We start from the raw sequence: 13,174 nt of genomic DNA, 5'->3' as shown, positions 1-13,174 counted from the left end.
GTGAGTGAACTGTTGTTTTCAAAGCAGAAGCGTTTGGATAGATTATTCTATTTGATGATCGTTTTTGCACTGATCGGCCCTACCTTGGGGGTTCCGATCACCAGCGGATTTAATCTGACGTTTTTCCGTATCGCGTTTCTGCTGTTGGCGGCGGGAATCGCGCTGAGATTTGCGGCGGAAAAGAAATTGGAAACTTCCTACATGTATCCGGTTCGATGGTATGGAGCCTTCTTTTTGTTTTGGTTTGCTTACGGAGTGATTGCTTTATCCTGGTCGGCCAGTCTGTCTGCCGGGGTGCGGTATCTCTTTTTATTGGGAATGATGTTGCCTCTTGCGTATTCGTTCCCGTTTTTCCTGAGAACGACCGATCATTTTTGGAAAGCCCTGCGGATTTTGTTTTGGGTTTATGCAGCCATTATTTTGTTTGCGGTCTTTGAATCCATTACTTTGATTCATTTGCCGCAGTCGCGTGCGTTTGGACGGATATCGGCTTCAGTGACGTCGGTATTTACCAATCAAAATGATTTGGCAACCTGCATCACGCTCGGCCTTCCTTTCCTGGCCAGTTCCTTGTATATGCTGGATCTGAAACGAAAACACAAATGGTTTATCTATATTATCGGTGTTTTGTCCATCTATACCCTGATTGCGACCGGTTCGCGCAGCAACACTTTCTTTGCCCTGCCGCTTGCCGCTTTGCCGCTGGTGGTGCTGTTGCCGCTGGTGATGGACCGGAGCAAAATCACGATGAAAAATGTAGGTAAAGGCATAATTGCCGTTTTGGTGGCTTTCATACTGGCCAATGGTTTGAGCATGGTTTTCTTGAGTGCTGAAGCCAGGGAACAAGCCAAAACAAAACTGTCCAGCACTTTTGGCTTCTTGATGGATGTTCAAAACAGCCCGTGGACGGTGGATGAAGGGGGAGAAGACCCCATCGATGCGGAAACCGGACGGAGTGCCACGGTCCGAAAGTTTTTGATCATCAACGGACTCCGCTTCCTCCATCAAAGCCATTACATGGGAGTCGGTCCCGGAAACGTTGAAGTTTACATGGACGGCGCCCCCAAAGTGGATAAAGTCAATATGCACAATTGGTGGGGCGAAGTGTTGGTCAACTTTGGCGTGATTATCTTTATCCTGTATATGTCCCTTTACTTCCTCATGTTGTGGCGCTTGTGGAAACTGGCCAGCTTGAAGCATTCGCCGCAATTGAACCCGGTTTTGCGTTGGGGTGCTTACTCCACCATGGCCGCATTGACCGGTTATTTCTTCGGGGGCATGGCACCTAGCACGGCCATTCACTATACGCCGATGTGGATTTGTTACGGAATCGGCTTGGCCATCATTGCCATCGGGGAAACTTTGAAAAAGAAACACTCCGGATCGGAGCTGGAAAAAGGGTCTTTAAAGGGAGTGTGAGGAGAAAGGAGTTGCTTGAGTGTCCGCTAAAGTAATGATCTTCAGTTCGGTTCATCCTTATGATGATTCGCGGATTTTCCACAAACAAGCAAAATCACTGGCGAAAAACGGATACCGGGTGGAACTCCACGCCATCGCCGATTTTAAAGAAAAAGTGATTGATGGCGTAAAAATCCGGGGGGTCAAGCGCGTCAACAAAAAGTGGAAGCGGCTTTGGACCGGGTATGAGCTTTACCGGCGCGCTTTAAAATGCGGAGCGGATTTGTATCATTTTCATGATCCGGAGTTGTTGCCGTGGGGAGTGTTGTTGGCTTGGCGGACCGGATGTCCGGTGATATATGATTCGCACGAGGATTTGCCCAAACAGATCCAGACCAAACCGTGGATACCCGAAAAGCTCCGTGCCCCGCTGGCAAAAATCGTCCATAGAGTGGAAAAGGGATTGGCCCGCCGGTTGTCCGCGGTCATTACAGCGACGGAATCGATTCAAAGACAGTTCCATCAAGCCAAAAGAGTCGAAGTGATTAAAAACTATCCGTTGTCGATGCCGGAGATCGAAAAAGAAGAGGATGGCGTCAACCGGATTTTGTATGTCGGGGGCGTGTCGTATCTGCGCGGTTACCGGGAAATGATTCAGATGATGGATTATTTGCCGGAATCCTTGCAAGCGGAACTTCACATCATCGGTCCCCTCCAGCATATCAAACCGGAAGACCGGGACAAGTCCGCACTGGAACAGAAGAGGGTTTATTTGCACGGCCGGATTCCGTTTGATGATGTGCAGAAGTGGTTGGGAAAAGGGAAAGTGGGATTGGTTTGCCTGCATCCGGTCGATAATTACCGGGAATCCCTTCCCATCAAGATGTTTGAATACATGGCCGCCGGATTGCCCATGGTGGCGACGGATTTTCCGATGTGGAGGGAAATTGTGGAATCCAGCCATTCCGGGTTGGTGGCCGATGCATTGGATCCCAAGGATATTGCGCAAAAAGTGAAACGGATCTTAAGCGATGACAAACTGCGCGGCCAAATGAGCACCGATGCGAGAAAAGCCCATGAAACCCGTTATAATTGGAAGGTTGAGGAAAAGAAAGTTCTTTCTTTATATCAGGAACTGCTTCAATGAAAAGGATCCTGTGTCCATGATCAGGGGGATTCCCCTGTCCATGGCAGGATCCTTTTAATAAAGGGTGTCCGGAGGCCGGGTATAGTTCAGTTGTTCCGCCAGGACTTTCCGGACGCGTTCGATTTCTTCGGGTGACACCCGGAAATAATAAATACCGTCAATTGTTGCATCTTCCCCTTTGAACCGGACCGTTTTGATATGGTCCCGGGAAAGATTGGCATAGCGGTTTTGCAATTGTAAAAGTTGAAAGGGGGAAATATCGGTTTTGACATTGGAGCCGAGTTTTTCCATGATCGTGTCCAGTTTGGTGATGGTGGTCCAATCCGTTCCCTTGCGGACGATGGCCCGGATCACTTCTTGTTGCCGCTGAATCCGTCCGAAATCCCCCAGCGGATCCTCTTTTCTCATCCGTGCAAAAGCAAGGGTTTCTTCTCCATTTAAATGCATGGGTCCCTTTTTGAAAGTGTGTCCTCCATAGGAAAAGGTGAAAGGCACTTCCACATCAATTCCATCCAGCTCATCCACGATTTCTTTCAAGCCTTGCATGTTGATTTGAACGTAACCATCGATGGGCAGATCCAAAAATTGCTCCACGGTTTTGCGGGTCAAATCCACCCCGCCGTAGGCATAGCTGTGGTTGATCTTGTCGCGGAAGTTTTTACCGGGGATTTCAACCCGGGTGTCGCGTGGAATATTGGTTAAGACGATGTCTTTTTCTTGCGGATTTAAGGCCGCAATCATAATGGTATCGGCACGTCCCTGATCTCCGTTTCGTTCATCCACGCCAAGCATCAAAATGGCGACAGGATCCTCATGCCATTTGACCGCTTCTTGACGTTTGTCCGATTTCTCCTGTTCAGGAGGGACATAGGACCGGTGAGCGGCGGACCAGATCAGGTACACATAATATCCAAATCCGAGCAGAACGGTTATAAACAAAAGCAGAAAAAAACGCAGGATCCATTTTTTCATTACGGAAAATCCCTCACAGGTGTTAGGTTTTATGTACTATATTATTCTTCTTTTCCATGGGAAAATACCTTCCAAAATCTTGGATGGGGAAGTGGCGGGCCAAGGGCCCGTTTTCAAAAAATATGGACAAAAAGTTTAAAACTTGTCTTTTGCTTCTGACCGGCGGAATTGATAAGATAGACGGGAATACGTTGAAAATGGCCGACTCAATTGACAAAGTCCACTCGAGAGAGGAGTCTGTAACAATGAAGGTAATCGTGACAGGCGGAGCCGGTTTTATTGGTTCCCACATTGTCGATTTGTTGATTGAAAGAGGAGACCAGGTGGTGATCATTGATAATCTTTCTTCGGGCAAGAAAGAGCACATCCATCCGGAAGCGAAATGGATTGAAGTGGATTTGACGAATCCGGAATTAAGGGATGTGTTCATGCGGGAAAAACCGGAAGCCGTCATCCATCAAGCGGCGCAAATCCGTGTGGATGTTTCCGTTGAAGATCCGGTATTTGATGCCAACACCAATATTATCGGAACGATCAACCTTTTGGAGGCCTGCCGCAAAAGCGGGGTGAAGAAAGTGGTTTACGCTTCATCCGCCGCCGTCTACGGAGATCCGAAATACCTGCCGGTGGATGAAGAACATCCGGTGTCACCGCTTTCCGGATACGGAATTTCCAAACATACCGTGGAACATTATTTGGAAGTGTACGCCCATTTGTACGGGTTGAAATACACCATTTTGCGCTACGCCAATGTATACGGGCTCAGACAGGATCCCCGCGGTGAAGGTGGAGTCATTTCCATCTTGGTGGATAAGTACTTGAAGAAAGAACCTTTCACCATTTTTGGCGATGGCGAACAAACGCGGGATTACATTTATGTGGAAGATGTGGCCAAAGCCAACGTCGCGGCACTTTCAAAAGGAGACGGGGAGATCCTGAATGTCGGAACCGGGGTGCAAACTTCGTTGAACCAACTGCTTACTTTGTTTGATGAAATCGCTTCGTTTGAAAACCAAAAGGTTCACGGCCCGGACCGTCCGGGGGACATCAAACACAGTTATTTCAACAATGACAAAGTTTGCCGCATATTGGACTGGAAACCGAAATACACTCTTATGGAAGGTTTACGCAAAACCTACGAATATTACCAAAACGAATATCGCAAAATGGACAAAGAAATGTAGAAAATAAGCATATGCTGTGATCGGTCAAGGATTTGACACGGTTTTCAAAAAAGAACCTATTGTCATTCCGCGGGTTCTGCAGTATACTGATTTACAGTAATCGGTTTGAAACATTACTGTAATGTTACTGTTATTTTTGTAAACTTAGCGAGAAACGGAAGGGATTCTGATTATTATACACAGCAGGGGTGGATAGCTGATGCGTTCCAAGTTAGCCTACGAGAGCAGCAACACGGGTGCATTTTCCGGACAAACCATTTATCCCATTTTCAAGCGGGCTTTTGAGATTGTTTTTTCGATTGCATTGCTGCTGTTTACATTGCCTGTGCTTGTACTGACCATGATCGCGATTAAACTGGAGTCCCCGGGTCCTGTTTTTTATAAACAAGAACGTGTGGGGTTGAACGGGAAACGGTTTGAGATCATCAAACTCAGATCCATGCGTACTGATGCTGAAAAAAATGGTCCGCAATGGGCGGCAAAAAATGACCCGCGTGTCACTCGAGTAGGTAAATTTATCCGTAAGACGCGGATTGATGAGCTTCCACAGTTGATCAATATCCTACGTGGTGACATGAGTCTGATCGGTCCCCGTCCGGAGCGACCTGTTTTTACCGAGAAATTTGACAAGGAGATTCCTGGTTTTAAAAAGCGCTTGTTGGTGAAACCAGGTTTGACCGGGTGGGCTCAGGTAAACGGAGGATATGAGATGACACCTGCTGAAAAGTTTGAGTTGGATATGTTCTACATTCAAAACCAATCCTTTAAAATGGATATGCAGATTTTGTTTCGGACGGTTTGGGTGGTTGTTTCCGGAAATGGAGCCCGCTAAAGAGATGCTGCCAAAAAGGTGGCATCTTTTTTATTTATCGGAAGGGTGATGAATTTCTTTTGGTGCGCTCATTCAGAAAATGATTTTTAAAAACAGGTACATGAGAAGCCACAGTGGCACACTCAAACAAGAAGCGTTCATGACTCCGATCCAGAAGGACTTGCCGACAACCGTGTGCTCCATATGCGCACCTCCAAGGGATGAATGTATTTTTATTATACGCCATCTTCCTTTTGGATAGATCGAAGTAGCGGCTTTGTTAATGAAATGTAATCTGGGAGTAACAGTTGATAAGATGCTGAAAACAGGTATATTTTTCCATAAATTGAATGGAGTTATACATTTTCTTAAAAAAATTGCACGAATTGGAACGCTAATTGTTGACTGAAATGATTTTATGTGATAATTTTAGAAAAGATCTTGAACAAAATTGCATACGGGAATGAAACATTCTCTTATCCAGAGAGAGGGAGGGAACAGGCCTGATGATCTCTCGGCAACCCCCTGTCGGGCGTGATGAGCCCATGGGAAGGTGCCAATTCCTGCAGAGCTGTACACTGCTCTGACAGATGAGAGAAGGAGATTGAGCAAGTGATCCTTTCTGCATCTGAATGAGCAGGAAGGTTTTTTTATGCTTAAAAAATGTTTGCAGATTGAAGGCGGTGAAGGAAATGATTCAGTTGAAAAATGTTGTCAAAACATTTCCGGCTGCAGGTAAAAACAAAGAAATTACGGCTTTGAAAGAAATTTCCTTGGAAATTGAAAAAGGGGATATATTTGGAATTGTCGGTTACAGCGGGGCCGGGAAAAGCACGTTGCTCCGGTTGTTAAACGGTTTGGAGACACCGACGAGCGGAACGGTGCTGGTGGATGGAAAAGAAATTTCGCGGCTCAGTGAACGGGAATTGCGCTTTGCCCGACAAAAAATTGGTATGATTTTTCAACACTTCCATCTGTTGTGGTCGAGGACGGTTGCGGAAAATGTGGCTTTTCCGCTGGAGATTGCCGGGGTTCCCAAAAAACAGATCAAGGAGAAAGTAAGACGCTTGTTGGAACTGGTCGGGTTATCGGAGCGCGCCGATGCTTATCCGGCACAGCTCAGCGGCGGACAGAAACAACGGGTCGGCATTGCCCGGGCTCTGGCCAATGATCCGGACGTGCTCTTGTGCGATGAGGCCACCTCAGCGTTGGATCCGGAGACCACGGCTTCGATTTTGAGGCTGTTAAAAGAGATCCATCAAAAATTGGGGCTGACCCTTGTCTTGATTACGCACGAGATGAGCGTGGTACGTGCTATCTGCAACAAAATGGCGGTCATGGAAAACGGACGGATCATTGAAACAGGGCCTGTTGCCGAAATCTTTCAAAATCCGAAACATCCTTTGACGAAAAAATTTGTTCAGGATGCAGAACCCGGTCAGGAAGGCGTTTGGGTGCCGTGGTCCGGCCTTTCCAAACTGGATGAACTGGCCCGCCAATATAACGTCCATTTTCAATTGGTTGGCGGGGAAGTGAAAGGAAGCAGCGATGAAGATGCAGTCCAAGTACAAATCGGCGGAAATGATGAAGCAGTGGAAAAAGTGCGGAAGGTGTTGGGAGGGGAACTTGAATGTGGGAGTCGGTAGATTTTGATCTGTTGCAAGAAGCAACCTTGGAAACTCTTCATATGGTGGGAATTTCCACCCTGATGACGGCAGTGCTGGGGATTCCGCTGGGGGTGCTTCTGGTGGTGACGGACCGCGGCTATTTCTGGGAAAATCTCGTTTTTCAACGTATCTTGGCTTTGGTGGTCAATATTTTCCGGGCCGTTCCTTTCATCATTTTGGTTTTGTTTTTGTTTCCGGTGGCCAAGCTTTTGGTGGGAACCACATTGGGGCCGACGGCAGCCACCATTCCGCTCATTGCAGGAGCCGCTCCTTTTTATGCGCGTATGGTGGAAACCGCCATCCGCGACATCGACAAAGGAGTGATTGAAGCTGCACAGGCGATGGGGGCCAGCCGGTTGACCATTATTTGCAAGGTGCTGATTCCGGAGGCATTTCCTTCGATTGTCTCCGGCCTGACCGTCACTTGTGTTTCGTTGATCAGTTTTTCCGCAATGGCCGGGATTGTCGGGGCCGGCGGTCTCGGGGACACGGCATATCGGTTTGGTTTTCAGGCATTTAATGACGGGATGCTGTACAGTTGTGGAATTTTGTTGGTCATCTTGGTGCAATTGGTGCAAGCGGTGGGGGACAGGATTGCCCGTGCCTTGGATAAAAGATCTTAAGGAGGACAAATGGGATGAAAAAGTTTTGGGTTTTGTTGGTCAGTGTGCTGGTTGCGGTGTTGGGAGCCGCTTGCGGCAACCAAAGCAAGGAAAACACGCTCGTGGTCGGGGCCACGCAGGTTCCGCACGCAGAGATTTTGGAGCATATCAAACCGCAATTGGAAAAACAAGGGGTAAACTTGGAAATCAAAGTGTTTACGGATTATGTTTTGCCGAATAAAGCGTTGGAAGAAGGGGAAATTGACGCTAACTATTTCCAACACATTGTCTGGCTTCAAACCACCAATCAGGAAAAAGGATACCATTTGAAAGATGTGGCCCGTGTCCATCTGGAGCCGATGGGGGCTTATTCCAAAAAAATAAAATCGGTTGATCAATTGAAAAACGGTGCCAAAATCGCCATTCCCAACGGAACCAGTGAAATCACCCGCGTTTTGCAGTTGTTGGAGAAAAACGGGTTGATCAAGTTGAATGAACATCAAGGGGAGATCACCCTGAAAAATATTGTGGAGAACCCGAAAAATTTGCAGTTTGAGCTGCTTGAGGCATCTGCTCTTCCACGGATGATCAATGAAGTGGATCTGGCTGTGATCAACACCAACTATGCGCTTCAAGCCGATTTGGATCCGCTCAAGGATGCATTGTTCATGGAAGAAAAAGACCAGAATCCTTATGTGAATGTTTTGGCGGTCAAACAAGGGAATGAAAATAACCCGGCGGTGAAAAAACTGGCGGAAGCCCTTACTTCACCGGAAGTGAAAAAGTTTATCGAGAAAAAATACAAAGGCGTTGTGGTTCCGGCATTTTGAGACACAAAGAAATCCCCCTTTCCGTCAGGAGGAAAGGGGGATTTCTTTATATTCTTTTTCTCCGCGTGTCACCTTTACTTGCCCGTGGGTCCAGTTGGTGACTTGTTGGATAAAGGCTTCTTCTTCCCCAACCGGGATCCACACCGGCCAAGACACCACCTCCTGATAGAGGGGCGTTTCCAAAAAGTAATCGGTTTGGCGGAATTCATGTTCCATTTTTCCCATAAAATGATAATCAAACGTAAAGGTGATTTTTTGGTGCAGCTGGCACCGGATGACACCGGCTGCTTCAATCGCCGCGGAAGCCCCTTGGCTGTAAGCGCGGACGAGTCCGCCAGCTCCCAATTTAATTCCCCCGAAATAACGGGTTACGACAATGGCCGTTTTGATCAGCTTTTTGGCATGGATCACTTCCAATATCGGGCGTCCGGCGGTCCCGGCCGGTTCCCCGTCATCCGAAGATTTTTGAACGGTGTCGGACACCAGGTAAGCATAACAGTTGTGTGTGGCATCCCAATGTTGTTTGCTGATTTCCTGGACGAATTGTTGGGCTTCTTCCTCGGTGGACACCCGTTTGGCCCTGCAAATAAAACGCGATTTCTGAATGACGATTTCCGTTTCCCCTTGAGGGCCGACGGTTAAATACTGTTTCTCAGACATCGTTTCACCTTCTTCCCTACTATCTTAATGAAAACGGCGGTGAAATACCAGGAGTTTGCCGGGGAATCAATGGTAAAATGGAAAAGTGACGGCTTAATAGCTGCCGTCACTTTCTTTATCGCTGTCATATGAATCGGTGTTGTCGGTATCCGACATGTCATCATCCGTTCCGGAACCGGAGTCACCGTCTGTTTCCCCGTTTTCAAGCGGAGGCAATTCCAATTGTTCCCGCAAGGCTTGTTGAATTTTTTTGCGGTCTTTCTCAGGCCAGATCAACACCGCACCTGCACCTTGGATCGTTTCAGGATAGGTTTCGATGTGCAAGGTTTCAATATTGCTCTTCGGTATTTTGGTGTAGATGCTTACCAGTGCCGGGAAGTTGTCCAATTCAAGGCTGTGTTCGAAGTTATCTCCCACCGCTTTCATCAGGTCGGAGAATTTGCCGACTCCTTTGAAACTGGCGATCTTGTCAATCAGTTTGGACACCACTTCTTGTTGCCGTTCGTTGCGTCCCAGGTCCCCGCGGGGATCCTGCTTGCGCATCCTCACATACGCCAAGGCTTCCGAACCGTTCAATTTGGCCGGACCCGGCTCAAAGTAAACCATCTTGCCGCCGATGGCTTTTTGGTGGAATGCAAACGGCACATCCACTTCCACTCCGCCCAAGGCATCGACAATGTCTTCAAATCCCTGGAAGTTGATTCGTGCGTAATGATCGATGGGGACATGCAACAGATTTTCCAAAGTTTTACGGATATTTTCAACTTGCCCGACATCTTTTTTATATCCCCAGTAAGCGGCAGAATTCAATTTTGATTTAAAACCATTCGTATTGGCGATTTCTGTATAGGTATCCCGGGGGATACTCAGGACTTTGGCCGTGTGTTTTTTGGGGTTGACGGCAATCAGGATCATGGTGTCCGCCCGCCAAATCGGATCCGATCGTTTCCGTTGGTCCGTTCCGAGAAGTAAAATGGTGAAGGGTTCGGATTCCATTTCCACTTGTTTTTCCCGTAAGTCGGATTTTCCGATATCGTTTTTCGTATTGGCAAAGACTCCCCATATTTCGGAACCTAAATAAAGACCGACACCTACAAGAAGAATGAAGGCCAAAGAGATGGAACGGATGATCCATTTTTTCCGCTGGTTTTTTTTAACCCGCTTTAATCGGCTTTGTTCTACTCTTCTCATCGAAATCCCCACTCGCGCTAAATGTTTTCATTCAATGGTAACATCGTGGTTTGGATTGGATCAAGTAAAGACTGATGGATAATGATCAAATTCACTGAAAATTAATATTTAGGAAAGAAAACGTCAAATAGTGATTAAACAGATAATATTGACGCTTTGTTGAAATCTTTTTGAATCGGGAAGAATGGCTCCCGTTCAAACCATGGATCAAAATGGAAACAGAATCGAATGGAATCCTATAAAAAGACTTACTTATGTAGACGTAATCCGATCAGGATGGTTGCGTAAAAATTTGTCGAATTTGAGAAAACGATGAAACGACGGGAACGGCGAAACAGGCTTTTTCAACAGAATGGAGGGATTTTGGAAAAATCCGGAATAGCTTTCTTCAAAATTTGGAAAGCTGTGGAGTGTCAAGGAGTCCCCTTCTGTTTCCGCTTTCTCGGATGACGTGTCTGAGACACTGTAATTCTTTCAAAAGAGCGGTGCAAAAGGTAGAGAAGCTTTTATAAAAGAAAAAGAAAGATTCTATCTACAATTATCTATTTTATATAATAAATTCGTATGAATCTACAATCCGGCTTTATGTTTTTTGAAAATAATCGTACTTTTGGTGATTGACATGATAAATCGAAAGAGGACCGTGGGGCTGTTTTTTGTGTTTATTTTGTTGCTTTTGGCTGTAACCTTGCCGATGATGTCCACCACCGGAGCGCGGAGCAAAAGCCAAAAGTGGGTGGTGAAGTGGCGCCAGCCGGTTCCTTCTTCTTTCTGGATGGAAGCGGAGCTTTTGGAAGAAGGGGGAGAAGGCTTGTATTTGGTGCGGACTAAACCGGGAACGGATGATGAGCGGTGGGTTGAAACATGGAAAGAAGATCCGGGCATCGAATCCATCGGCCCTGATATCCGGTATGAACTGGGGGATGAAAAGAAACGGAGCCGCTTTCGGGTTATGTTTGGCAAAAATTATTATTTGCAACAAACCCATGTTTCGAAGGCTTGGGCTTATTTCCGGAAAAAGGCGGATCCTGACAGGATAAAGCCGGTGACGGTGGCGGTGGTGGATACCGGAGTCGATTTGTCCCATCCGGCGCTTAAGCCTTTTCTGACCGAAGGAGTGAACGTGAAAAATCCTGATCTGCCCCCGCAGGATCATTTCGGGCATGGAACCAAAGTTGCCGGGGTGATTGCTTCCACTTGGGGAGCCAGAGAGGGAAAAGCGGTTGGAAAGGGAAGAATCATGCCGGTCAAAGTGATGGAAAACGACGGGGATGGGGAAATTTTCTACACTGTGAAAGGCATCCGCGAAGCCATCCGGCGCGGTGCTGACATCATTGTGTTGTCACAAGGGAGCTGGACTTATTCCAAGTTGATGGAAGACGCGGTGGAGGAAGCCGAAAGGCAAGGTGTGCTGGTGATTGCGGCGGCGGGGAATGCGGAATTCGAAAAAGGGGAGCTGTTGTTCCGCCAACCTTTGTATTATCCGGCGGCATTCCCTTCAGTTTTGTCTGTGGGTGCCACGGATTTTCAGGGGAATCATGAGCCGTTGTCCAATACCGGTTACGGTTTGGACATCGTGGCGCCTGGTGACATGATTTATACCATGTCCAATGACGGGGATTATGCTTTTGATTCGGGAACCTCTTTTTCCACACCACAAGTTGCCGGAGTGGCGGCTTTGATCTGGCAGCTTCGTCCCGATTACACGCCCGGGGATATCCGCATGTTGCTCCGGCAAACGGCTTCATCACCGCTTTGGAATGAAAAGACCGGGTTTGGATTGTTGGATGCGGATCGTGCGCTTCGGTCCCCGCTGGATCCCGATATGGCCGAACCAAATGACAGTGAACAAACCGCGACGCCTTTTTTTCTTTCCCAAGAAATCCGACTGGTCCTGCAAAAAGAGGATCCGGATTGGTACGTACTGGATTTAAACAAGGCCGGCCGGCTGCAAGTGGATGTGGAAGTGCTCGATGGACCGGGGGAAGATGTTTTTTTGTCCATCATCCAGGCAACGACTGGTCAAACCCGTTCCTTTTCCCTTTCCGCCCGGTCGGGCAAACAACGGATCATCACACCGGTTTCTCAGGGGAAGATCTTGTTGAAATGGTCGGTGTCCCAAACATCGAAACGAGAGGTTGCCTTGCGGTTTCATGCCGCTTATTTGCCGGAAGAGGATGAGTATGAAGCGAATGATTTGTTGTCCCAAGCCACCTTGTTGCCGCTTTCGGAAAACAAAAAAGTATTTTCCGCAACTATTTCCCGTCCCGGCGATGCCGATTGGTACCAATTGTCGATTCCGAAAGAGGGGAGGCTGGTGGTGCAGGTTCAACCCCTGACCCCGCGTTTTGATCCGGTGATCTTTAAAATACGGCAGGATGATTGGGAAAACATGCGACAAGATGAAGAGAGGGAAGGAAGAACCGAAACTTTGTCGCTGGATGTGAAGCCGGGGCCGTTTTATTTTCGCGTGACGGACTATGCAGGAAATCTGATTGAGGATCCGTACCAATTGATCATTTCTTTTGACCGGTTTGACAAGCGGATGCCGTCAAAATGTGGAAGAGAAGAATACGGTTGTAATTCATGAATGATTAGGTTATTCTAATGTTAAATAAAAATAGGGGTTTTATGTATCTGGGTATCGAGGATTACGAACAATAAAGCCTTTCCTCGAAGGAAGGGCTTTTTCTGTTTGCAGTTTCAGGGTAG

General features: G+C 47.4%; 11 protein-coding genes and 1 riboswitch. Of the genes, 8 read left to right on the top strand and 3 right to left on the bottom strand.

The window, feature by feature from the left end; translation table 11 throughout:
- Together I8U21_RS02905 and I8U21_RS02900 are read left to right on the top strand one after the other, a co-directional pair.
- Nucleotides 1-1,419 carry an O-antigen ligase family protein gene (locus I8U21_RS02905; RefSeq protein WP_198053239.1) on the top strand — a complete coding sequence of 473 codons (1,419 nt, stop codon included), beginning with the start codon at nucleotides 1-3 and terminating at the stop codon, nucleotides 1,417-1,419.
- A 19-nt stretch (nucleotides 1,420-1,438) separates the two neighbouring features.
- Nucleotides 1,439-2,545 (top strand): glycosyltransferase family 4 protein, encoded by a 1,107-nt coding sequence (locus I8U21_RS02900; RefSeq protein ID WP_198053238.1) that lies wholly within the window; start codon nucleotides 1,439-1,441, stop codon nucleotides 2,543-2,545.
- 54 nt (nucleotides 2,546-2,599) lie between these two features.
- Here the strand turns inward: I8U21_RS02900 and I8U21_RS02895 are convergent, their stop codons facing one another.
- A complete protein-coding gene (locus tag I8U21_RS02895) occupies nucleotides 2,600-3,517 on the bottom strand; it encodes an LCP family glycopolymer transferase (protein WP_198053237.1) in 918 nt (305 codons plus the stop codon).
- A gap of 245 nt (nucleotides 3,518-3,762) precedes the next feature.
- Here I8U21_RS02895 and I8U21_RS02890 point away from each other — a divergent pair, with 245 nt between their 5' ends.
- From I8U21_RS02890 to I8U21_RS02870, 5 genes are all read left to right on the top strand, one after another.
- Nucleotides 3,763-4,701, top strand: a complete 939-nt coding sequence (locus I8U21_RS02890) for an SDR family oxidoreductase (RefSeq protein ID WP_198053236.1) — start codon at nucleotides 3,763-3,765, stop codon at nucleotides 4,699-4,701.
- A gap of 199 nt (nucleotides 4,702-4,900) precedes the next feature.
- Nucleotides 4,901-5,533 carry a sugar transferase gene (locus I8U21_RS02885; RefSeq protein ID WP_181731343.1) on the top strand — a complete coding sequence of 211 codons (633 nt, stop codon included), beginning with the start codon at nucleotides 4,901-4,903 and terminating at the stop codon, nucleotides 5,531-5,533.
- A 452-nt stretch (nucleotides 5,534-5,985) separates the two neighbouring features.
- Nucleotides 5,986-6,109, top strand: a riboswitch (SAM riboswitch).
- A gap of 95 nt (nucleotides 6,110-6,204) precedes the next feature.
- A complete protein-coding gene (locus tag I8U21_RS02880; RefSeq protein ID WP_198053235.1) occupies nucleotides 6,205-7,158 on the top strand; it encodes a methionine ABC transporter ATP-binding protein in 954 nt (317 codons plus the stop codon).
- Nucleotides 7,143-7,802 carry a methionine ABC transporter permease gene (locus I8U21_RS02875; protein ID WP_198053234.1) on the top strand — a complete coding sequence of 220 codons (660 nt, stop codon included), beginning with the start codon at nucleotides 7,143-7,145 and terminating at the stop codon, nucleotides 7,800-7,802. The genes I8U21_RS02880 and I8U21_RS02875 overlap by 16 nt, the downstream gene beginning before the upstream one ends.
- Nucleotides 7,803-7,816: 14 nt before the next feature.
- Nucleotides 7,817-8,611 (top strand): MetQ/NlpA family ABC transporter substrate-binding protein, encoded by a 795-nt coding sequence (locus I8U21_RS02870; RefSeq protein WP_198053233.1) that lies wholly within the window; start codon nucleotides 7,817-7,819, stop codon nucleotides 8,609-8,611.
- A 24-nt stretch (nucleotides 8,612-8,635) separates the two neighbouring features.
- On the opposite strand, the gene I8U21_RS02865 is transcribed toward I8U21_RS02870, so the two are convergent.
- Together I8U21_RS02865 and I8U21_RS02860 are read right to left on the bottom strand one after the other, a co-directional pair.
- Nucleotides 8,636-9,271 carry a YigZ family protein gene (locus tag I8U21_RS02865; RefSeq protein WP_181731347.1) on the bottom strand — a complete coding sequence of 212 codons (636 nt, stop codon included), beginning with the start codon at nucleotides 9,269-9,271 and terminating at the stop codon, nucleotides 8,636-8,638.
- A 93-nt stretch (nucleotides 9,272-9,364) separates the two neighbouring features.
- Nucleotides 9,365-10,462: an LCP family protein gene (locus I8U21_RS02860; RefSeq protein WP_198053232.1), complete on the bottom strand. Its 1,098-nt coding sequence runs from the start codon at nucleotides 10,460-10,462 to the stop codon at nucleotides 9,365-9,367.
- Nucleotides 10,463-11,084: 622 nt separating this feature from the next.
- On the opposite strand from I8U21_RS02860, the gene I8U21_RS02855 reads away from it, so the two are divergent.
- Nucleotides 11,085-13,052 carry a S8 family peptidase gene (locus I8U21_RS02855; RefSeq protein ID WP_198053231.1) on the top strand — a complete coding sequence of 656 codons (1,968 nt, stop codon included), beginning with the start codon at nucleotides 11,085-11,087 and terminating at the stop codon, nucleotides 13,050-13,052.
- The last annotated feature ends 122 nt before the right edge of the window (nucleotides 13,053-13,174 follow it).

Origin of the sequence: Thermoactinomyces sp. CICC 23799 (genome assembly GCF_016055145.1) — a bacterium.
GTDB classification, from domain to species: domain Bacteria; phylum Bacillota; class Bacilli; order Thermoactinomycetales; family Thermoactinomycetaceae; genus Thermoactinomyces; species Thermoactinomyces intermedius.
The sequence above is the reverse complement of the archived record's forward strand: the minus strand, read 5'-3'. Positions and strand labels throughout refer to the sequence as shown.